This is a genomic window from Erythrobacter cryptus DSM 12079 (assembly GCF_000422985.1).
GTDB classification, from domain to species: Bacteria; Pseudomonadota; Alphaproteobacteria; order Sphingomonadales; family Sphingomonadaceae; genus Erythrobacter; species Erythrobacter cryptus.
This window is the reverse complement of record NZ_AUHC01000009.1, coordinates 43,682-65,677: the sequence shown is the minus strand read 5'-3', so window position 1 is coordinate 65,677 and position 21,996 is coordinate 43,682. Positions and strand designations below refer to the sequence as shown.

Genomic DNA, 21,996 nt, shown 5'->3' with positions numbered 1-21,996 from the left:
GCGCGGTCGCCAGGCCCCATGGCCCTGGCAATGCCGCGCCCGCGCGCCCTAGCGTCATAGCCGCGATAAGGACAAGAGTTTAGATGCACCCCTACCGCACGCACACTTGCGCACAGCTTTCTTTGGCCGAAGTCGGCCAGACCGTCCGCCTCTCGGGCTGGATCCACCGCAAGCGCGACCATGGCGGGGTGCTGTTCATCGATCTGCGCGATCACTATGGCATCACCCAGATCGTGGCCGATGGCGACAGCGCCGCGCTCCCGGTGCTCGAGGGCCTGCGCGCCGAAAGCGTCGTGACCATCGAGGGCGAGGTCAAGGCGCGCCTTGCCGAAACCGTCAATCCCAACCTTGCCACCGGGCAGATCGAGGTCTTCGCCCGCAGCGTCACGGTGCAAAGTGCCGCCGAGGAGCTGCCCATGCCGGTGGCCGACGAGCAGCCTTACCCCGAGGACATCCGCCTCAAATACCGCTTCCTCGATCTTCGGCGCGAGAGCCTGCACCGCAACATCATGACCCGCGTGGCGATCGTCGCCGACATGCGCGCGCGCATGGCGGCGGCGGGTTTCAACGAGTTTTCAACGCCGATCCTCACCGCTTCCAGCCCCGAAGGCGCGCGCGACTTTCTCGTGCCGAGCCGCATCCACCCGGGCAAGTTCTACGCGCTCCCCCAGGCGCCCCAGCAATACAAGCAGTTGCTGATGGTGGCGGGCTTTGACCGCTATTTCCAGATCGCCCCGTGCTTCCGCGACGAGGACCCGCGCGCCGACCGCCTGCCGGGCGAGTTCTACCAGCTCGATCTCGAGATGAGCTTCGTCACCCAGGAAGAAGTGTGGGAGACGATGGAGCCTGTCATTCAGGGCACCTTTGCTGCCTTTGCCGGCGACAAGCACGTGACGCCGGCGGGCGCCTTCCCGCGCATCCCTTATGAGGAGGCGATGCTCAAATACGGCACCGACAAGCCCGATTTGCGCAACCCGCTCATCATCAGCGATGTCTCGCATCACTTCACGCAGTCGGGCTTTGGCCTGTTTGAAAAGATCGTTGCTTCGGGCGGGGTGGTGCGCGCCATCCCCGCGCCGGGCACGCATGAAAAGAGCCGCAAGTTCTTCGACGACATGAACGATTGGGCACGCTCGCAGGGTTATGCCGGGCTTGGCTATGTCACCCGCAAGGGCGGCGAGTTCGGCGGGCCGATCGCCAAGAACCACGGGGCCGAGGGCATGGCGCGGCTCTACGGCGAGCTTGGCCTGGGCGAGAACGACGGGCTGTTCTTCGCCGCGGGCAAGCAAGCCGACGCGGCCAAGCTCGCTGGCGCTGCGCGTATCCGCATCGGCGAGGAGCTTGGCCTTGTCGATGAAAACCGCTTTGCGCTGGCCTGGATCGTCGACTTTCCCTTCTACGAGTGGAACGAGGAGGAACAGCGGATCGAGTTCTCGCACAATCCCTTCTCGATGCCGCAGGGCGGGCTCGAGGCGCTCACCAGTGAGGATCCGCTCAGCATCAAGGCCTATCAATATGACCTTGTGTGCAACGGCTACGAGATCGCCTCGGGCTCGATCCGCAACCACAGCCCCGAAACCATGGTCAAGGCCTTCGAGATCGTGGGGCTTTCGCGGTCGGATGTGGAGGAGCGCTTCGGCGGGCTTTACCGCGCCTTCCAATATGGCGCGCCGCCGCACGGGGGCATGGCCGCCGGGGTCGATCGCATCGTCATGCTGCTGTGCGGGGCGAAAAACTTGCGCGAGGTCTCGCTCTTCCCGATGAACCAGCGCGCCGAGGATCTGCTGATGGGCGCCCCCAGCCCGGCCGAGCCCAAGGCGCTGCGCGAACTCCACCTGCGGGTGGTGGCGCCTGTCGCCAAGGATGGCCAGTCCAGTTGAGTCCTTGGCGATCGGATGGGAGCGCACGGGCGATGAGGCAGGAGTCGTATGGCTGCGCCCCGGGAGGGAGGGCTGAACGGTCGATGGGGAAAGAGCGGGAGGCATGCTGACCAATGCGCCCACATGGCTGATCGCCTTGGCACTTGCTGCCGAAAGCCAGCCCGTACCTGTCGGGATGCCGCTCGACAACGATGCCGATCCTTATCGTGCGGTGGTCGCGCGCATGGTGCGCGCGATCGTGCAATACAGCCGCTGGCCCGGAAACCCGCGGCATTTGCGGGCCTGCGTGGTGGGACCAACCGATCATGCCGACGACCTCTTGAAGGGGCGAGAGGTCGCCGAGATCGGGGTAGAGGTCGTTGGGCGCAGCCCCGATCGCGCGACGCCTGCAGAGTGCCAGATCGTTTATATTGGTCGGTTAGGCATCAACGAGCAGCGCAAGGTGACGGCGCGGATGCAGGATGGTGCAGTGCTCACGATCGCCGAGAACGATCCCGCCTGCCGCAGCCGGGCAATGATCTGCTTGCTGTTCGAGGCGCAGACGCTCTCGTTCCGGCTTAACATTGATGCGGTCTCGCGCTCGCAGGTGCGGATTGATCCTCGGGTGCTCAGACTTTCAGGGGGAGACAGCCGATGATCGGTCGACCGGTCCGCAAGCAACCAGCTCCCGCCCTGCGCGAGCTGCTTGCGCGCGGGCATTTGCAACTGGTGCTGCTGGCAGTGATCCTCGCCTCTTTCTCGCTGCTGATCAGCGGCCTGTTCGCGCTGCGGGCCTATGCCCAGCAGAATGTAGCACTGCTTGCACAGACGCTCAGCTATACGGTTGAGCCTGCCCTGGTGTTTGATGATCGCGAAGCTGCCCGACAGATGCTGGGACGGCTGGCTTCCAATGACAACATCGCCTGGGTGGAGATCAGGGATGGTGCTGGCCAGACCTTCCTGCGCTGGCATCGCGAGGTCGCAGATCCATCTGATCTGGGGGCGGTTACGGCGCAATGGCTGGGACTTGCACCGGTTGAACGGCAGATCGTCTTCCGCGGCAAGGTGATCGGGACAGTGCGTGTGGCCGGCGGGCTGGGGGCGATCTATCGCTACACGCTCGCCAGCCTGGTGATTGCATCGGCCTGTCTCGGGATTACCGTGATCGCCACGCGGTTGCTGGCACGCCGACTGGAAGAAGCGGTGGCCGCGCCGCTTGATCGTATCGTCGAGATTGCCGACGATGTGATTCACCGCCGCCATCTGTCCCGGCGTCTGGAGCCTCCCGGGATCGCCGAGATCGATCACTTCGCCAAGGATTTCAACCTCCTGTTGACCGAGTTTGAGCGCTGGCAGGAGACCTTGTCGACAGAGAATGCCGAGCTTTCAAGGCGGGTGGATCGCGATCCGCTGACCGGGTTAGGCAACCGCGGTCGGTTCGAAAAGTATCTGACTGCCGCGATATCCAAGGTGGCGACGAACGGCGGACAGGTGGTGGTGTTTTATTGCGACTGCAACAGCTTCAAGCAGATCAACGATACCCATGGGCACGATATCGGCGATCTCACCCTTTGCCACGTGGCCGATACGCTGCGTTCGGTGGCGCAGGACCCCGATAGCGTCTTCCGCCTCGGCGGCGATGAATTTGCAATGGTGTGCGAAACCAGCAATGCCGCAGCCTTGGTGGCGCGTACGCGCGGCGCGCTCATCGGCGCCACTTCCGCCCCGGTGACAGTGACTCAGGAGGCGCGCCTCCACATTGGCATCAGCGTTGGCCATGCGATATTTCCCGATGATGGTCAGACCTTGCAGCAATTGATGCGGGTGGCTGACAGCCGGATGTATCGCCAGAAACGCGGAGAAATTGCATCATGAACTGCTCTCAGCCAAACCGTCGTGAGCTGCTGGTTCTTGCGGCCATGCTGGGGCTGGCGGCATGTCAGACCATTCCCGCACCGGGATTTTCCGCCGCCCAGCGTAAGGTGCTCGAACGCAATGGTTTTGTTGCGGGCGAGGAAGGCTATTTGCTGAGCATCAACAACCGTCTGTTGTTCGGCTATGACAGCAGCGAGATCGAACCGCCCAAACAGGCGATGCTGCGCGATCTGGCGCGCCAGCTTGCCGAGGTCGGCATTTCCGGCGCGGCGATCGAGGGGCACGCCTCGGCCGAGGGCAGCGCGGAGTACAATCTGCGCCTCTCGCAACGGCGCGCCGAGGCGGTGCGCGACGCCCTGGTTGCCGGTGGGCTTCAGGCTGGACGGATGCGGGTCTTGGCGCTGGGTGAGAGCGATCCGATCGCATCCAACGACGATCCCGAGGGCCGAATCCAGAATCGTCGCGTGGTGATCATCGTCACCCCGGGTGACGCGCTGCGGTGGTGAGGACGACGATCAATCATTATCAAAAGGCAGAGCCTTGCGCTTGCCCGCGCCCTTCTTTAGGGCGGGCGAAACTTTAAACCCAGTCCAAGAGGGAATACCATGAGCGACACTGCCGAACGGGTGGCCAAGATCGTTGTCGAACACCTCGGCGTCGAAGCCGACAAGGTCACGCAGGATGCCAGCTTCATCGACGATCTGGGCGCCGACAGCCTCGACATCGTCGAGCTGGTGATGGCCTTCGAGGAGGAGTTCGGCGTCGAAATCCCCGATGATGCGGCCGAGAAGATCACCACCGTTGGCGATGCCACCAAATATATCGAGGAACACAAGGGCTAAGCCCATCACCCCTGCCCACAGGTCTGCGCCAGCGCGCCTTGCGCCCCTGGGGACAAGGCGTCTGGCCTCCCCGGCGGCGTGATTGCCGGGGCGCGGATGAGGGCCTAGGCAGGCTCAGCCCCTCGCCGGGTTGGGCCTGTTGTCTTGTCGGAGAACATCGATGCGCCGTGTGGTTGTTACCGGGCTTGGTCTTGTCACCCCGCTGGGGGGCGATGTCGAGACCACCTGGGCCAATCTGATCGCTGGCGAGAGCGGGGCGGGGCCGATCACCCGCTTCGATGCCTCGAACCAGAAATGCACCATCGCCTGCGAGGTGAAGCCCAAGGACCATCCCTGGGGCTTCGATCCCGACAAGCGGGTCGATCACAAGGTGCAGCGCCAGGTCGATCCCTTCATCGTCTATGGCATTGATGCGGCCGGCCAGGCGCTCGAGGATGCCGGACTGACCGACATGAGCGAGGCCGAGAAGGAGCGCACCGGCTGCTCGATCGGCTCAGGCATCGGCGGGCTGCCGGGGATCGAATATGAGAGCGTCAACCTGCACGAGCGTGGGCCGGGCCGGGTCAGCCCCCATTTCGTCCATGGGCGCCTCATCAACCTCATCACCGGGCAGGTGCAGATCAAGTATGGCTTCATGGGGCCCAACCACGCGGTCGTCACCGCCTGCTCGACCGGCGCCCATTCGATCGGCGATGCCGCGCGGATGATCGCGATGGACGATGCCGACGTGATGCTCGCCGGCGGGGCAGAGAGCACCATCAACCCGCTCGGCATTGCCGGCTTTGCCCAGGCGCGCGCGCTCAACATGAGCATGAACGATCGGCCCAAGGAAGCCAGCCGCCCCTATGACCGGAACCGCGATGGCTTTGTCATGGGCGAGGGCGCGGGGATCGTGGTGCTCGAGGAATATGAACGCGCCAAGGCGCGCGGCGCCAGGATCTATGCCGAGGTGACGGGCTATGGCCTTTCCGGCGATGCCTATCACGTCACCGCCCCGCACCCCGAAGGCAAGGGTGCCGAACTCGCCATGCGCATGGCCTTGAGGAAGGCAGGGCTGGGCCCGGGCGATATCGACTATATCAACGCCCATGGCACCTCGACCATGGCCGACACGATCGAGCTTGCCGCGGTCAAGCGGGTGCTGGGCGATGATCTGGGCGGGGCCTCGATGTCCTCGACCAAGAGCGCGATCGGCCATCTGCTCGGCGGGGCCGGGGCGGTCGAGGCGATCTTCTGCATCCTTGCCATCCGCGACCAGATCGTGCCGCCCACTCTCAACCTCATCGATCCCGATGAGGGCACCGAAGGGGTCGATCTCGTCCCGCTCAAGGCCAAGAAGCGGCAGGTGCGCGCGGTGCTCAACAATTCCTTCGGCTTTGGCGGCACCAATGCCTCGCTGGTGATGCAGAAGGTCGATTGAGGCCGTGACCCGCGCGCGCGCGCTGCTGCTAGTGGTGGTGGCCGCGGCGCTGGCGGCCTTGGTGCTGGCCCGGGCGCTGCTGGGCGCGGCAACCATCACTCGCGAGACCAGCTTCACCATTCCCGCCGGGGCCTCGGTTGCGCAGGTGGCCGAGAAGCTCGAAAGCCAGGGCCTCATCTCCTCGGCCTCGGGCTTCCTGCTCCAGGCGCGCATCTTCGGCTCGGACGCGCCGATCCAGGCGGGCGAGTTCCTGCTCAAACCCGGGATGAGCCAGCGCGAGATCCTGGCCGCCTTCCAGTCGGGCGATGTCATTCGCCGCTTCGTCACCATCCCCGAAGGAATGCCCTCGATCCTGGTGTGGGAACGGCTGATGGCCGAACCGCTGCTCACCGGTGAGATTCCGGTGCCGCCCGAAGGCTCGATCCTGCCCGATACCTATGCCTTCGAGCGCGGCCAGACGCGCGCGCGCCTTGTCGAAGAGATGCAGGCGGCGATGGACCGGGCGCTCGCCGAGGAATGGGCGCGGCGCAGCCCGCGCGTGGCGGTGTCCACCATGCGCGAGGCCTTGATCCTCGCCTCGATCGTCGAGAAGGAGACCGGCAAGAACGAGGAGCGCGCCATGGTTGCCGGGCTCTATTCCAATCGCCTGCGTGCGGGCATGAAGCTTCAGGCCGATCCCACGATCATCTATCCCATCACCCAGGGCAAGCCGCTCGGCCGGCGCATCCGCCAGTCCGAGATCGCCGCGGTCAATGGCTACAACACCTACACCAGGGTGGGTCTGCCCGAAGGGCCGATCACCAATCCCGGGCGCGCCAGCATCGCCGCGGTGATGAACCCGGCCGATACCGATGCGCTCTACATGGTCGCCGATGGCACCGGCGGGCATTGGTTTGCCCGCACGCTTGAAGAGCACAATGCCAATGTCGCGCGCTGGTATGCGATCCGGCGCGAACGCGGAGAGATGTAGCAAGAAGGCGCCGATGGGCCAGCCCTTCATCCTCACCGCGGCGCTGCCCCCCGATCTTGCCGCCTTTGCCGAGGGGCTGCGGCGCGCGCATTACCCCCCTGAGCGCAACCATCTTCATGCCCATGTGACGCTGTTTCACGCCTTTGCCCCTTCGCTGCGCGATGAGTTGGCCGACTATCTCCCGCGCCTTGCCGGGCGCTTTGCCCCGCCCGAAGGGATGGTGAGCGGGGTGATGGATCTGGGGCAGGGCACCGCGATCGCGCTCGCCGCGCCCCAGCTCGTGGCGCTGCGGCAGGTGATTGCCGAGCATTTCCACGGCAGTCTGACAGCGCAGGATCTCAACGAGCCGCGCCTGCATATCACCATCCAGAACAAGGTGGCCCGCAGCGAGGCACGCGCGCTGCAAGCCGCGCTTGGCCCCCTGCTGGCGCCATGGATCGCGCGCGGGCGCCTTGCCTTTCCCGCGCTCGAGCTGTGGCGCTATTGCGGCGGGCCGTGGGAGAAGGTGAGGGCCTGCACCTATCGTGGTCGGGAGAAGCCCGGGGCCTGAGGCGCGTCGCGCCGATCCGGGCTTGACCGCGGCCAAGCAGCGGCCTAAGGGCGCCGCTCGCGAGCCGCACAGCGGCCCCGCGCGCCGGTTGCCACAGGGCTGCCGGCAGGCCCATGGGGCGGAGTAGCTCAGCCGGTTAGAGCAGCGGAATCATAATCCGCGTGTCGGGGGTTCGAGTCCCTCCTCCGCTACCACTTCCGCGGCCTTATCCCGCCCCTTCTTCAGCACCCCTTGCCCTTCTTGCCGCCCGCAGCGTGGCGAGGCGGCGGGCGACCTCGGGGCGTTCCACCAGGCGCGCAAGCGGGGCGGGATGCCGGCGGCGCCAGTTGGGGTGTTCGTCCACCGTCCCGGGCAGGTTGGGCTGTTCTTCCTCGGCCAGCAGGTCTTCGAGGGTGACGAGCGCGAGCGCGCTTGGCGTTTGGCCGATATGGGCGATCGCGGCATCGACCACCGCTTCCGGCGCCTCGGGGGCAGGGCGGGGGTGAGTCCCGCTCAGGGTTGACCACAAGAGTCCGCGATCCCAGTCGCGGATCGCCTCGGCCTCGGCCCGGCTCATCCCTTCGGGCAAGCGGCCGAGCCGCGCGGCCCAATCGAGATCGCGCCCGCGCCACCAGCCGGCGATGGTCGGCGTGTCATGCGTGCCGCTCATCGCCGCGGCGCGCGCGGGATAGTCCTGTGCGCCGATGAAGCCATGGTCGGCGGCGCGGGAAAACCACAGCACCTGCATTCCCAGCATCTGCCGGGCGCTCACCGCGGCGGTGAAGCCTTCGGGCGCGGTGCCGAGATCCTCGGCGATCACCAGCGCCCCGGCCAGATGCGCCTCGAGCGTGACGAGGCGCAACAGATCGGCAAAGGGGTAGGCGAGATAGGCCCCCTCGGCGCTGCTGCCCCCTTCGGGGATGACCCAGAGCCGGGCAAGGCCGAAGGCATGGTCGATGCGCAGCCCGCCGCCCGCGGCAAACCCTGCGCGCAGCATGGCAAGGAAGGGGGCATAGCCGGTCTCGATCAGGCCCTCGGGCGAAAAGCTGGTGATCGACCAGTTCTGCCCCAGCGGCCCCAGCGGATCGGGCGGCGCGCCGATGGTAAGGCCCTTAAGCATGGCATGGCGCAGCGACCAGGCATCGCTGCCCGCAGGATCAACCCCCACGGCAAGATCGCCGATCAGCCCCACCGCCATGCCCGCGGCGCGCGCGCTGGCATGGGCGGCGGCAAGGCTGTGCCGCGCGAGGCCCTGGAGGAAGGTGTGGAAGGCGATGTCCTCGGCATGTTCGGCGGCAAAACGCGCCGCCGCTGGGCTTTCGGGGTCGTGATAGGCGCGCGGCCAATCGCGCCAGCCATGGGCGCCCGAGGGGCGAAAATGGCTATCGAGCGCATCGAACAGCGCGTGGCGCGCAAGCATCGTATCGCCCCTGGGCATGAGGGCAGCGCGCATTGCCGGATCGAGCCGGCGGAACATGGCGCGCAGCGCCGCAAGGCGTCGGGGGAGGGTGGCTTCCCAGTCGATGAGTTCTCCATCTGCTGCCACCTCGGCCTCGGCTGGCAGCGGCGGCAGGCCGGCGAGCGTCGGATCGGCCATGGCGGTGTTGAGGAACAGCCGGCTCGAGGGCGAATAGGGGCTGTAGGCGCGCCCATGGCCGGGAAAGAGCGCGTGGAGCGGATTGATCGCCAGCGCATCGGCCCCGGCCTTCCCCAAAATCGCCGCCGCTTCGGCAAGCTCGCCGAGTGTGCCGTGGCTCGCCGCCCGCGCGCCCCGCAAGGCCGGGATTTGCACCGCCACGCCCCAGGGGCGGCGGTCGGGCACATCGGGCAGGGGGCAGGCCGGCGGCGCCACCGCCAGGCGCAGGGCCTGATGATCGAGCGCGAGGTCGTAATGGCCCGGGGCGGCGCGCACCGTCATTTGCCGGCCCGCAAGTGGCAACGGGCGGGTGATGCCATCTGCGCCGGTGATCTCGGCCCGCGCCGGGACGAAGGGCAGGGTGATCGCCTCGCCGACATCGGCCACCAGCAGCCGCGGCAGCGCGGCCTTGCGCGCGGCAAGCTGCACACGCGCGCGGGCGATCTGCGCTTCGCTGCCCGTCTCATGGCCGAGCGCTGCGAGGATCGCGGCGAGCACATCATCCCCGACCCGGTGCACGCGCCCTTCGACATCGCGCCAGCTGCGCGCAAGGCCGCAGGCCTCAGCCAGCTCGTCAAGTGGGGTCATCGCGCGCCTTTCCGGCGGCACTGCGCTGGAGGGCCGCCTGTGCCACGGATCGGCCCGCCCCCGGCGCTTGGCAAGCCGGAAAATCGCAGGCTTTGCGCGCATGAATACGATTGAAACGCGATTTGCGCGATTGCTGGCGGGCCAGCCGCGTGCTTAGTTTCTCGCCGGTGCGTGAAGCGGTGGCGGGGGCGCCGCAGCCGGGCGAGGGCGCAGCCAGGGCAGGGAGTTGAGCGGCGATGACCATTCCCGCAAGCGGCAAGGAGGACGAGCTTGACGCGCGCATCCTTGCCGCGCTGCATTACCGGGTCGGCAAGAACGAGCGCGCTGCCAAGCCGCATGACTGGTACAACGCCGCGGTGCTGGCGCTGCGCGATGATATCATCGACCTGTGGTTCGCCTCGACGGCGCGCACCCACGAGGCCGGGGCCAAGCGGGTCTATTACCTCAGCCTCGAGTTCCTGATCGGGCGGCTGCTGCGCGATGCCCTCTCCAACCTCGGCTGCACCCGGGCGATGGAGCAGGCGCTCGGCCAGCACGGGCTTGACCTTGCCCGGATCGAGACGCTCGAGCCTGATGCCGCGCTCGGCAATGGCGGGCTGGGGCGGCTGGCGGCCTGCTTCATGGAGAGCCTCGCCAGCCTCGACATCCCCGCCTATGGCTATGGCATCCGCTACATCAACGGCATGTTCCGCCAGCGCATCGATGATGGCTGGCAGGTCGAACTCCCCGAGACCTGGCTCGCCCATGGCAACCCTTGGGAGTTCGAGCGGCGCGAAAGCGCCTATTGCGTGGGCTTTGGCGGCGAGGTGGTGAGCGAGGAAGGCGCGGTGCGCTGGCTGCCGGCCGAGAAGATCGAGGCCACCGCCTTCGATACCCCGGTGGTGGGCTGGCGCGGCCGGCGGGTCAACACCCTGCGGCTGTGGCACGCCAATGCCATGGACCCGATCCGGCTCGATGCCTTCAACGCCGGCGATCACGCCGGGGCGCTCGCCGCGCAGGTGCGCGCCGACAGCCTGGTGCGGGTGCTCTATCCGGCCGATTCCACCCCGGCCGGGCAGGAATTGCGGCTGCGGCAGGAATATTTCTTCTCCAGCGCCAGCATCCAGGACATCCTGCGCCGCCACGTGCAATATCACGGCGAGGTGCGCAGCCTGCCCGAGAAGGTGGCGATCCAGCTCAACGACACCCACCCCTCGCTCGCCGTGGCCGAGCTGATGCGGCTGCTCATCGATGACCATCGCCTTGCCTTTGATGAGGCCTGGGACATCACCCGAGGCACCATCGCCTATACCAACCACACGCTCCTGCCCGAGGCGCTCGAAAGCTGGCCGCTGCCGCTGTTCGAGCGGCTGCTGCCGCGGCACATGCAGATCGTCTATGCGATCAACGCCCAGGTGCTGCGCGAGGCGCGCCGCAAGGGCTTTGACGATGCCGCGATCGCGGCGATCTCGCTGATCGACGAGCATGGCGAGCGGCGGGTGCGGATGGCCAATCTCGCCTTTGTCGGCGCCCATTCGGTCAATGGCGTGGCCGCGCTCCACACCCAGCTGATGAAGGAGACGGTGTTTGCCGATCTCCACAAGCTCTATCCCACCCGCATCAACAACAAGACCAACGGCGTCACCCCGCGCCGCTGGCTGCACCAGGCCAATCCGCGCCTCACCGCGCTCATCCGCGAGGCGATCGGCAGCGATTTTCTCGAGGATGCCGAAGGGCTTGCTGCGCTCGGCGCGCTTGCCGGGGATGCGGCGCTGGGCGAGCGGGTGGACGAGGTCAAGCGCGCCAACAAGGTCGATCTGGCCAACCACCTGCGCGAGCTTATCGGCATCAGGCTCGATCCCGATGCGCTGTTCGATGTGCAGATCAAGCGCATCCACGAATACAAGCGCCAGCTTCTCAACCTGATTGAGACCGTGGCGCTCTATGACCAGATCCGCAGCCATCCCGAGCGCGACTGGGTGCCGCGGGTCAAGATCTTTGCCGGCAAGGCCGCACCGAGCTATCACAACGCCAAGCTGATCATCAAACTCGCCAATGACATCGCCCGTCGCGTCAATGCCGATCCGATCGTGGGCGAGGTGCTCAAGGTGGTGTTCGTCCCCAATTACAATGTCAGCCTGGCTGAGCGGATCATCCCCGCGGCCGATCTTTCCGAGCAGATCTCCACCGCGGGCATGGAGGCCTCGGGCACGGGCAACATGAAGTTTGCCTTCAACGGCGCGCTCACCATCGGTACGCTCGATGGCGCCAATATCGAGATCATGGAGCGCGTCGGCCGCGAGAACATCGTGATCTTCGGCCTCACCGCCGAGGACGTGGCGGCCAAGCGCGCCGGGGGCTACGATCCGCGCGCGCTGATCGAGGGCAATCGGGAACTCGCCCAGGCCGTCCACTCGATCGCCAGCGGCGTCTTCAGCCCGGATGATCCCACCCGCTACGCCGCCCTGATGGAAGGCTTGATGCAATCGGACTGGTTCATGGTGGCGGCCGATTTCGAGGCCTACGCCGCCGCGCAGAACGAGGTGAAGGCGCGCTGGCGTGACCGGGCCGCCTGGCGCCGCGCGGCGATCCACAACATCGCCGGGGTGGGCTGGTTCTCCTCCGATCGCACCATCCGCGAATATGCGAAAGCCATCTGGGGCGTGCTGTGAAGCCACCGCCCGAGGCGATCGCGGCGCTGATTGCCGGCACCCATGCCGATCCATTCGCGCTGCTGGGCCCGCATGAAGGCCCTCAGGGCACCTTTGCCAGGGCATTGCTCCACGGCGCCGAGGAGGCCGAGGCCTTCTCGCTCAAGGGTGCAAGGCTGGGCCGACTCGTGCGCGTCGATGGGCCGCTGTTCGAGGGGTGGGTGCGGGGCAAGCCCAAGCCGCTGCGCTATCACTGCCGCGGCCAGGGCCGGGAATGGTGGGTGACCGATCCCTATTCCTTCGGCCCGGTGCTGGGGCCGGTGGATGATTTCCTCTTGGCCGAAGGCACCCATGTGCGCCTGTTCGACAAGCTCGGCGCGCACCCCATCACCCACCAGGGCTGCGATGGCGTGCATTTTGCCGTGTGGGCGCCCAATGCCGCGCTGGTCAGCCTGGTGGGTGATTTCAACGGCTGGAACCCGGCCGCGCACGTGATGCGCCGGCGGGTGGATATCGGGGTGTGGGAAATCTTCATCCCCGATATCGGCGAGGGGGCGGCCTACAAATATCGCATCACCGCCAGTGATGGCACTGTGCTCCCGCTCAAGGCCGATCCCTTTGCCTTTGCCAGCGAGCTGCGCCCCAAGACCGCGAGCATCGTTGCCCGCCCCGGCAAGGCCGACTGGGGCGATGGCGCCCACCGCGCCCATTGGGCGCGCCTCGATCCGCGGCGCGCGCCGATCGCGATCTACGAGGTGCACGCGGGATCATGGCAGCGCGATGAAAATGGCTGGTTCTTGAGCTGGGACGCGCTTGCCGAGCGGCTCATCCCCTATGTCGTGGACATGGGCTTTACCCATATCGAGTTCCTGCCGATCTCCGAGCATCCCTATGATCCAAGCTGGGGCTATCAGACCACCGGGCTTTATGCCCCCACGGCGCGCTTTGGCGATGTCGCGGGCTTTGCCCGCTTCGTCGATGGCGCGCATAGGGCCGGGATCGGGGTGATCATCGATTGGGTGCCGGCGCATTTCCCGATGGACGAACACGGCCTTGCCCGGTTTGACGGCACGGCGCTCTACGAGCACGAGGACCCGCGCCTCGGCTTTCACCCCGATTGGCACACCGCGATCTACAATTTCGGGCGGCGCGAGGTGCGCGCCTTCCTCGTCAACAACGCGCTGTTCTGGGCCGAGCACTATCATGTCGATGGCCTCAGGGTCGATGCGGTGGCCTCGATGCTCTACCGCGACTATTCCCGCCCCGAGGGCGCGTGGATCCCCAATGCCGAGGGGGGGCGCGAGAACTGGGAGGCGGTGGAGTTCATGCGCGCTGCCAACCGCGCGCTCTATGCCGCCCATCCCGGCATCTTCACCATCGCCGAGGAATCGACCGCCTGGCCCGGCGTCTCCCATCCCGCCCACGAAGATGGCCCGCGCAGCAATCTCGGCTTCGGGTTCAAGTGGAACATGGGCTTCATGCACGATACGCTCGCCTACATGGGCCGCGATCCGGTGCACCGCAAATACCACCACAACGAGATCACCTTCGGGCTCGTCTATGCCTTTTCGGAAAACTTCGTACTGCCCCTGAGCCACGATGAGGTGGTGCACGGCAAGGGCAGCCTGATCGCCAAGATGAGCGGCGATGACTGGCAGCAATTTGCCAACCTGCGCGCTTACTATGCGATGATGTGGGGCTATCCCGGCAAGAAGCTGCTGTTCATGGGGCAGGAATTTGCCCAGCGCCGCGAATGGAGCGAGGCGCGCGCGCTCGACTGGGACTTGCTCGATGCGCCTGCGCACCGCGGCATCCAGGCGCTGGTGCGCGATTGCAACCGCCTTTACCGCACCACCCCGGCGCTGCACGCGCGCGACTGCGAGCCGGAGGGCTTCCGCTGGCTGATTGCCGATGATGCCGACAATTCTGTGTTCGCCTGGCTGCGCCTTGCCCCCGGTGCGGCGCCGGTGGCGGTGATCGCCAATTTCACCCCGCAGCTTCACCGCGCCTACCGCGTGCCCTTGCCGCATGACGGGGTGTGGGCCGAGGTGCTCAACAGCGATGCCGCCCACTATGGCGGCAGCGGGCAGGGGAACCTTGGCCAGGTGATCGCGCAAGGCGGCGAAGCCCGCCTGGTGCTGCCGCCGCTTGCCACGATAATGCTGCAATTTACCGGATAAGGCCACACAGGCTCTGGGGAGAGTTGGGATGCAGGAAAGAACCTCTGGACGGCCATTGGCGCGCGAGGCCATGGCCTATGTGCTCGCCGGCGGGCGCGGCAGCCGCCTGATGGAGCTGACCGACCGGCGCGCCAAGCCCGCGGTCTATTTCGGCGGCAAGACCAGGATCATCGATTTTGCCCTGTCCAACGCCATCAACTCGGGCATTCGCCGCATCGGCGTTGCCACGCAGTACAAGGCCCATTCGCTGATCCGCCACATGCAGCGCGCCTGGAACTTCATGCGCCCCGAACGCAACGAGAGCTTCGACATCCTGCCCGCCAGCCAGCGCGTTTCGGAGCATCAATGGTATGAAGGCACGGCCGATGCGGTGTTCCAGAACATCGACATCATCGCCAGCCACGATCCGCGCTACATGGTGATCCTCGCGGGCGATCACATCTACAAGATGGATTATGAATTGATGCTCCAGCAGCATGTCAATTCGGGCGCGGATGTGACCGTGGGTTGCCTGGTGGTGCCGCGGCACGAGGCGAGCGGGTTTGGGGTGATGCAGGTCGATGCCGATGACACCATCACCGCCTTTGTCGAAAAGCCCGCCGATCCCCCCGGCATTCCCGGAAATCCCGAGATGGCGCTCGCCTCGATGGGGATCTATGTGTTCAACACCAGCTTCCTGTTCGATCAGCTCGAACGCGATGCCGCAGACCTCCATTCCAAGCGCGATTTCGGGCGCGACATCATCCCCTACATCGTCCGGCACGGCAAGGCGGTGGCGCATCGCTTCACCACCAGCTGCATCCGCGCAGCCGAGGAGATCGAGGAATATTGGCGCGATGTCGGCACGCTCGATGCCTATTTCGAGGCCAATCTCGATCTCACCGACACCGTGCCCAAGCTCAATCTTTATGATCGCGACTGGCCGATCTGGACCGATGCCGTGGTCGCCGCCCCGGCCAAGTTCGTCCATGACGAGGATGGGCGGCGCGGCCATGCGGTCTCCTCGCTGGTCTCGGGCGATTGCATCGTCTCGGGCTCGGAAGTCTGGCGCAGCCTCTTGTTCACCGGGGTCAAGGTGGGCAGCTATGCGCGGGTGCGCGAGGCGGTGATCCTGCCCTATTGCAACATCGGACGCGGGGCGCGCCTTTCCCGCGTGATCATCGATTCGGGCGTGCGCATCCCCGAAGGCATGGTGATCGGTGAGGACCCGGTGGAGGATGCGCGGCGCTTCCGCGTCTCGGACAAGGGCGTGGTGCTCGTCACCCGCGACATGATGGCGCGGCTTTAGGGAGGCAATGGCCGTGCGGGTGCTCTCGGTTGCCTCGGAGGCCGCGCCGCTGGTCAAGACCGGCGGGCTTGCCGATGTTGCCGGCGCGCTTCCTGCCGCGCTCGCGGCCGAGGGCATTGCGGTCACCACGCTCCTGCCCGGTTATCCTGCGGTGCGCGCGGCGCTAAAGCGGCCGCGGGTGCTGGGGCAATGGGACGCGCTGCTCGGCTCCCCGGCGCGGCTGCTCGAGGGGCGGCTTGGCGATCACCAGCTGCTGGTGCTCGATGCCCCGGACCTGTTTGCGCGCGAGGGCGGGCCCTATGCCGATGCCGCCGGGCGCGACTGGGCCGACAATTGGCGCCGCTTTGCCGCCTTTGCCCGGGCTGCGGCGGATATTGCCTGCGCAAAGACCGCGGCCGGGCGCTTCGATCTCGTCCATGCCCATGACTGGCAGGCCGGGCTGGTGCCCGCCTATCTTGCCTTCCTCCACGCCCGCGCCGTGCCCAGCGTGATGACCATCCACAACATGGCCTTCCAGGGCTATTTTCCCGCCGAGATCTTTGGCGCGCTGGGCCTGCCGGATGCGGCCTGGGCGCTCGATGGGGTCGAAAGCTATGGCGGGGTCGGCTTTCTCAAGGCCGGGATGCAGCTTGCTGATGCGATCACCACGGTGAGCCCCACCTATGCGCGCGAGATCCGCAGCGTCGAATTTGGCATGGGGCTAGAAGGCGTGGTGCTGGCGCGCGCGGGGCGGGTGCACGGCATTCTCAACGGGATCGACACCGCGCAGTGGAACCCGGCGCGCGATCCGCACCTTGCCGCCCGCTACACCGCCGCGCGCCTTGCCGCGCGGGCCAGGAACAAGCGCGCGCTCGAGCAGGAATTCGCGCTCGAACCGGACGATGGCCCGCTCTTCATCGTCATCAGCCGGCTGACCTGGCAGAAGGGCATGGATCTCCTGCCCGGCGCGCTCGGCCAGCTCGTTGCCCTTGGCGGGCGGCTGGCGCTGCTCGGCAGCGGCGATGCCGAGATCGAGGCGGCGCTGCGCGCGGCCGCGGCGCGCCATCCCGGGCGCATCGCGGTGCGCATCGGCTATGACGAGCCGCTCGCCCACCGGATGCAGGGTGGGGGCGATGCGATCCTGGTGCCGAGCCGGTTCGAGCCTTGCGGGCTTACCCAGCTTTATGGCCTTGCCTATGGCTGCGTTCCGGTGGTGGCGCGCACCGGCGGGCTAGCTGACACGGTGATCGATGCCAACCCGGCCGCGCTTACTGCCGGGGTGGCCACCGGGGTACAGATGAACGCGGTCTCGCCCGAGGCAATCGCCCTTGCGATCGACCGCACGATCGAGCTTTACGCCCGCCCGGATGTCTGGCGGCGGATCCAGAGGAACGGGATGAAGGCGGATTTTTCCTGGAACGCGAGCGGGGCGGCCTATGCCGCGCTCTACCGCGCGCTGTTGGCGGAGCGGGCATGATCATCAGCCACCCCACCACGCCCTTTGCCGGGCAGAAGCCGGGCACATCGGGCCTGCGCAAGAAGGTTTCGGTGTTCCAGCAGCCCAATTATGCCGAAAACTTCATCCAGAGCGTGTTCGATGTGGCATCGCCCCCTGCCGGGGCCACCCTGGTGATCGGCGGGGACGGGCGCTATCACAACCGCGCGGTGATCAACCAGGCGATCCGCATGGCGGCGGCCAATGGCTATGCCCGCCTGCTGGTGGGCCGGGGCGGCATCCTTTCAACGCCGGCGGCCAGCCACGTGATCCGCAAGCATGGCGCGAGCGGCGGGCTCATCCTTTCAGCCAGCCACAATCCGGGCGGGCCGGAGGGCGATTTCGGCATCAAGTACAATATCGCCAATGGCGGCCCCGCGCCCGAGGCGGTGACCGAGGCGATCCACGCGCGCACCATGGAAATCACCCGCTGGCTGGCGGTGGACGCGCCCGATATCGATCTTGACCGCATCGGCACGGCGCGGGTGGGCGAGATGCTGGTCGAGGTGATCGATCCGGTGGCCGACTATGCCGCGCTGATGGAGCGCCTGTTCGATTTCGAGGCGATCCGCGCCGCGGTGGCCGCCGGGCGGCTGACCTTGGCCTTCGATGCCATGCATGCGGTGACCGGGCCCTATGCCAGCGAGATCTTCGAGCAGCGCCTCGGCTTTGCCCCCGGCACGGTGCGCAATGGCGTGCCGCGCGAGGATTTTGGCGGGCATCACCCCGATCCCAATCTCGTCCATGCACGCGCGCTTTATGACCTGATGATGTCCGATGCGGCGCCCACTCTCGGCGCGGCCTCCGACGGGGATGGCGATCGCAATCTCATCATCGGCAAGGGGCTGTTCGTCACCCCCTCCGATTCGCTCGCCATGCTCGCCGCCAATGCCCATCTCGCCCCGGCCTATCGCGAGGGGATCGCGGGCATTGCCCGGTCGATGCCCACCAGCGCCGCGGCCGATCGCGTCGCCGAGGCGCTCGGCGTACCCTTGTGGGAGACGCCCACCGGCTGGAAGTTCTTCGGCACCCTGCTCGATGCCGGGCTTGCCACGATCTGCGGCGAGGAAAGCGCCGGCACGGGGAGCGACCACGTGCGCGAGAAGGATGGGCTGTGGGCGGTGCTCCTGTGGCTCAATATCCTTGCGGTGACGGGAAAGCCCGTGGCCGAGATCGCGCGCGCACACTGGGCGCGCTTCGGGCGCAATTACTATGCGCGCCATGATTACGAGGCGCTTCCCGCCGAACGGGCCGAGGCGCTGATGGCCGCGCTCGAGGCCGCGCTGCCCACCCTTCCGGGCCAGCGCTTCGGCGCGCTCACGGTCAGCGCCGCCGACCAGTTTGCCTATACCGATCCGGTCGATGGCGCGGTCAGCACGCGCCAGGGGGTGCGCGTGCGCTTTGATGGCGGGGCGCGGATCGTCTTTCGCCTTTCGGGCACGGGCACCGAAGGGGCGACCTTGCGCCTCTATCTCGAGCATTACGAGGCCCCCAGCGGCAGGCTTGCCGCCGACACGACCACCATGCTCGCCGATCTTGTCGCCGCGGCCGAGGCGATTGCCCGCATCGCCCGCCACACCGGCCGCAGCGCGCCTGACGTGGTGACGTGAGCGCCCGGCTCGGCGCGCAGGTGCTCCCCTCGGGCACGCGCTTTGCCGTGCGCGCCCCGCGCGCCGAGCGGGTCGAGCTGTGCCTCTATGACGGCGAGAGTGAAACCCGCCTGCCGATGGCGCGCGCGGGCGAGGCATGGGTGCGCGAGGTGCCGGGGGCGCGTAGCGGAGTGCGCTATGGCTACCGCGCCCACGGCGCCTATGCCCCCGCGCAGAACCTGTGGTTCGATCCGGCCAAGCTGCTGGTCGATCCCCATGCGCTCGAGCTTGACCGGCGCTTCGTGCAGGTGCCGCAGCTTTCCCAATATGGCGTTGACACCGCGCCTTTCGTGCCGCGCGCCATCGTTCCGCGCGCGCTTGCCGAGGTGCCCCCCGCGCCGCCGCGCTTTGCCCGGGGCGGGCTGATCTACGAGATCAACGTGCGCGGCTTTACCCTGCTGCACCCCGAGGTGCCCGAGCGCCAGCGCGGCACCATCGCCGCGCTCGCCCACCCGGCGGTGATCGCGCACTTCAAGCGGCTGTGCGTCAGCGCGGTCGAGCTGATGCCGATTGTCGCCTGGATCGATGAGCGCCACCTGCCGCCGCTCGGCCTTGCCAACCGCTGGGGCTACAACCCGGTGGCGCTGATGGCGCTCGATCCCGGCCTGTGCCCGGGCGGGATCGCCGAATTGCGCAACACCGTGGCCGCGCTCCACGCCGCCGGGATCGGGGTGATCCTCGATCTCGTCTTCAACCATACGGGCGAAAGCGATGCCGAGGGCGGCACCCTGTCGCTGCGCGGGCTTGATGCGGACGCCTACGCCCGCGCCCCCGATGGCAGCCTCATCAATGACACCGGCTGTGGCAACACGCTCGACTGTGCCCGGCCCTGGGTGCGGCAGCTGGTGATCGATGCGCTGGTGCATTTCGTGCGCCACGCCGGGGTGGATGGCTTCCGCTTCGATCTTGCCCCGGTGCTGGCGCGCGGCCCTGGCTTCGATCCCGAGGCGCCGATCTTTGCCGAACTGGCGGCTGAGCCCCTGCTCGCCGATCGGGTGATGATCGCCGAGCCGTGGGATATCGGCCCGGGCGGCTATCAGCTCGGCCGCTTTCCGGCGGGCTGGCTCGAATGGAACGATCGCTTTCGCGATGATGTGCGCCGCTTCTGGCAGGGCACGGCGGCGGCGGGGGTGCTGGCGACCCGCATCGCCGGCTCGTCCGACATCTTCGGGGCCGATTGCCGCAGCGTCAATTTCATCGCCGCGCATGATGGCTTCACCCTTGCCGATCTCGTCGCCTATGCGCACCGCCACAACGAGGCCAATGGCGAGGGCGGGCGCGACGGGCACGCCGAGAACCATTCGTGGAACAATGGCGTCGAAGGGCCGAGCGATGACCCGGCGGTGCTGGCCCGGCGTGCGGCTGACCTGCGCGCGCTGCTCGGCACGCTGTTTGCCGCGACCGGCACGATCATGCTCACCGCTGGCGATGAATGCGGCCGCAGCCAGCAGGGCAACAACAATGCCTATTGCCAGGACATGCCGATCGACTGGCAGGCACGCGACACGGCGCTCGAGGCCCATGTTGCCGGCCTTGCCGCGGCGCGGGCGGCGCGGCTCGACGCCTTTGCCCGGTTTCCCGAGGGCGGGCGCTGGCTTTCGCCCGCCGGCAGGCCGCTGGCGCCGCACGAGTGGGAGGACCTTGCCACCGATGGCTTTGTCTGGCTGCCCCCGCCGGGATCGCCGCGCCCCGGCCTTACCGTCAGCCGCAGCGCCCGGCGCGTGATCTCGCACGCGGCGCAAGAGAATTTCCCGCCCGCTCCCCAATCCGGCGGGTGACAGCGCGCGTTTCTTGTGGTGTCAGCACGCTGCAACACGCCACGAAAGCCCAAAGCAGGAGCCTTCATGAACTTCGAACTCGCGCAAGAACACGCAATGCTCAAGGACCTGGTGCGCAAGTTCGTGCGCGATCAGCTTTTGCCGCGCGAGGCGGCGGTGATCGCGCGCGAGAACCAGGGGCTGGGCACCTATCTCACCCCTGAGGAAACCGCCGAGGTCGATGCCGTCAGCCGCGAGCTGGGGCTTTGGGGCCTCGATGCGCCCGAGGAGGTCGGCGGCATGAACCTGCCGATGGTGGCGATGGTGGGGGTGAGTGAGGAGCTGGGCCGCACCATCGTGCCCTATTACCTGCCGCCCGATTCGCCCAACCTCAGGATGTTGATGGTCGCCGCCGATGAGCGCCAGCGCGCCGCCTATCTTGAACCCTATGTGCGCGGCGAGACGGTGAGCGCGATCGGCATTTCCGAGCCGGGCGCCGGGGCCGATCCGGCGCGGATGACCACCACCGCGGTGCAGGACGGCGATGACTGGGTGATCAACGGGCGCAAGATCTGGATCACCAAGGGGGCCGAGGCCGATTTCACCATCCTGATGGCGGTGACCGACAAGAACCCGGGCGGGCGCAATGGCATTTCGGCCTTCCTCGTGGACAAGGGCACGCCCGGCTTCAACGTCACCCGCAAGATCCCGATGATCGACGGCACCGCCACCTACGAGATCGCGCTCGAGGATTGCCGGGTGCCGGGCTGGAAGCTCCTCGGTAAGCGGGGCCAGGGCTTTGCCCCGATGCAGGTGCGGCTTGGCACCCGGCGGATCGAGATGGCCTCATGGGCGATCGGCATGGCCAGCCGCGCGCTTGAGATGATGATCGACTATGCCCCGCAGCGCACCACCTTCGGCAAGCCGCTGGCCGCGCGCCAGACGGTGCAGAACTGGGTGAGCGATGCCGCAACCAAGATCCACGCCATGCGGCTGATGACCTATGACTGCGCCTGGAAGATCGACGAGGGCCGCGATGCCAGGAGCGAAATCTCGATGATCAAGAGCTTCTGCATCGAGGAAGCCTACAAGATCGTTGACCATGCGATGCAGCTTTATGGCGGCATGGGCATGACCCGCGAGCTGCCGCTTTATCTGATGAGCAACAAGCTGCGCACCATGCGCATCTATGACGGGCCGAGCGAGATCCACAATTGGGTGGTGGCGCGCGGCCTGCTCGGCACCCACGAATAGCGCGGGCCCAAGCAAAGGGGCGGGACGGCACCAGGCCATCCCGCC

General features: G+C 67.1%; 16 protein-coding genes and 1 tRNA gene. 16 read left to right on the top strand and 1 reads right to left on the bottom strand.

The annotated features are described in order from the left end of the window. Positions 1–83 precede the first annotated feature (83 nt). From aspS to G524_RS0107080, 9 genes are all read left to right on the top strand, one after another. Positions 84–1,880, top strand: a complete 1,797-nt coding sequence (aspS, locus tag G524_RS0107120; protein ID WP_027443098.1) for an aspartate--tRNA ligase — start codon at positions 84–86, stop codon at positions 1,878–1,880. Between the two features lie 103 nt (positions 1,881–1,983). Beyond that, the gene (yfiR, locus tag G524_RS0107115) at positions 1,984–2,517 is read left to right on the top strand and encodes a regulatory sequestration protein YfiR (RefSeq protein ID WP_027443097.1); all 534 of its coding nucleotides are present in this window, start codon (positions 1,984–1,986) and stop codon (positions 2,515–2,517) included. Next, positions 2,514–3,734, top strand: coding sequence for a diguanylate cyclase DgcN/YfiN (dgcN, locus tag G524_RS0107110; RefSeq protein ID WP_027443096.1), 1,221 nt, complete (start codon positions 2,514–2,516; stop codon positions 3,732–3,734). Before yfiR ends, dgcN begins: the two co-directional genes overlap by 4 nt. Next, a complete protein-coding gene (gene yfiB / locus G524_RS0107105) occupies positions 3,731–4,240 on the top strand; it encodes an outer membrane lipoprotein YfiB (protein WP_084625087.1) in 510 nt (169 codons plus the stop codon). The genes dgcN and yfiB overlap by 4 nt, the downstream gene beginning before the upstream one ends. Before the next feature lie 99 nt (positions 4,241–4,339). Then, positions 4,340–4,576, top strand: a complete 237-nt coding sequence (locus G524_RS0107100) for an acyl carrier protein (protein ID WP_027443094.1) — start codon at positions 4,340–4,342, stop codon at positions 4,574–4,576. A gap of 160 nt (positions 4,577–4,736) precedes the next feature. Continuing rightward, positions 4,737–5,996 (top strand): beta-ketoacyl-ACP synthase II, encoded by a 1,260-nt coding sequence (gene fabF / locus G524_RS0107095; RefSeq protein ID WP_027443093.1) that lies wholly within the window; start codon positions 4,737–4,739, stop codon positions 5,994–5,996. A 4-nt stretch (positions 5,997–6,000) separates the two neighbouring features. Continuing rightward, complete coding sequence (gene mltG / locus G524_RS0107090) at positions 6,001–6,966, top strand: endolytic transglycosylase MltG (protein ID WP_027443092.1); 966 nt, start codon at positions 6,001–6,003, stop codon at positions 6,964–6,966. A gap of 13 nt (positions 6,967–6,979) precedes the next feature. Next, positions 6,980–7,516, top strand: coding sequence for a 2'-5' RNA ligase family protein (locus tag G524_RS0107085; RefSeq protein ID WP_027443091.1), 537 nt, complete (start codon positions 6,980–6,982; stop codon positions 7,514–7,516). A 117-nt stretch (positions 7,517–7,633) separates the two neighbouring features. Continuing rightward, positions 7,634–7,710, top strand: a tRNA-Met gene (locus G524_RS0107080). 11 nt (positions 7,711–7,721) lie between these two features. Here the strand turns inward: G524_RS0107080 and malQ are convergent. Next, a complete protein-coding gene (malQ, locus tag G524_RS0107075) occupies positions 7,722–9,719 on the bottom strand; it encodes a 4-alpha-glucanotransferase (protein WP_027443090.1) in 1,998 nt (665 codons plus the stop codon). A gap of 236 nt (positions 9,720–9,955) precedes the next feature. Between malQ and G524_RS0107070 the strand changes: the two genes are divergently transcribed. The 7 genes from G524_RS0107070 (at position 9,956) to G524_RS0107040 (ending at position 21,951) form a co-directional block, all read left to right on the top strand. Next, the gene (locus tag G524_RS0107070; RefSeq protein WP_027443089.1) at positions 9,956–12,370 is read left to right on the top strand and encodes a glycogen/starch/alpha-glucan phosphorylase; all 2,415 of its coding nucleotides are present in this window, start codon (positions 9,956–9,958) and stop codon (positions 12,368–12,370) included. Further along, positions 12,367–14,529 carry a 1,4-alpha-glucan branching protein GlgB gene (gene glgB / locus G524_RS0107065; RefSeq protein WP_027443088.1) on the top strand — a complete coding sequence of 721 codons (2,163 nt, stop codon included), beginning with the start codon at positions 12,367–12,369 and terminating at the stop codon, positions 14,527–14,529. The genes G524_RS0107070 and glgB overlap by 4 nt, the downstream gene beginning before the upstream one ends. A 28-nt stretch (positions 14,530–14,557) precedes the next feature. After that, complete coding sequence (gene glgC, locus G524_RS0107060; RefSeq protein ID WP_027443087.1) at positions 14,558–15,817, top strand: glucose-1-phosphate adenylyltransferase; 1,260 nt, start codon at positions 14,558–14,560, stop codon at positions 15,815–15,817. Positions 15,818–15,824: 7 nt separating this feature from the next. Continuing rightward, positions 15,825–17,273 carry a glycogen synthase GlgA gene (gene glgA, locus G524_RS0107055; RefSeq protein WP_027443086.1) on the top strand — a complete coding sequence of 483 codons (1,449 nt, stop codon included), beginning with the start codon at positions 15,825–15,827 and terminating at the stop codon, positions 17,271–17,273. After that, entirely contained in the window at positions 17,270–18,901 is a 1,632-nt protein-coding gene (locus tag G524_RS0107050; RefSeq protein ID WP_027443085.1) for an alpha-D-glucose phosphate-specific phosphoglucomutase, read from the top strand. The genes glgA and G524_RS0107050 overlap by 4 nt, the downstream gene beginning before the upstream one ends. Further along, on the top strand, positions 18,898–20,718 hold the full coding sequence (gene glgX, locus G524_RS15240; RefSeq protein ID WP_051220968.1) for a glycogen debranching protein GlgX: 1,821 nt from the start codon (positions 18,898–18,900) through the stop codon (positions 20,716–20,718). The genes G524_RS0107050 and glgX overlap by 4 nt, the downstream gene beginning before the upstream one ends. 66 nt (positions 20,719–20,784) lie before the next feature. Then, positions 20,785–21,951, top strand: coding sequence for an acyl-CoA dehydrogenase family protein (locus tag G524_RS0107040; RefSeq protein ID WP_027443084.1), 1,167 nt, complete (start codon positions 20,785–20,787; stop codon positions 21,949–21,951). Positions 21,952–21,996: the final 45 nt, after the last annotated feature.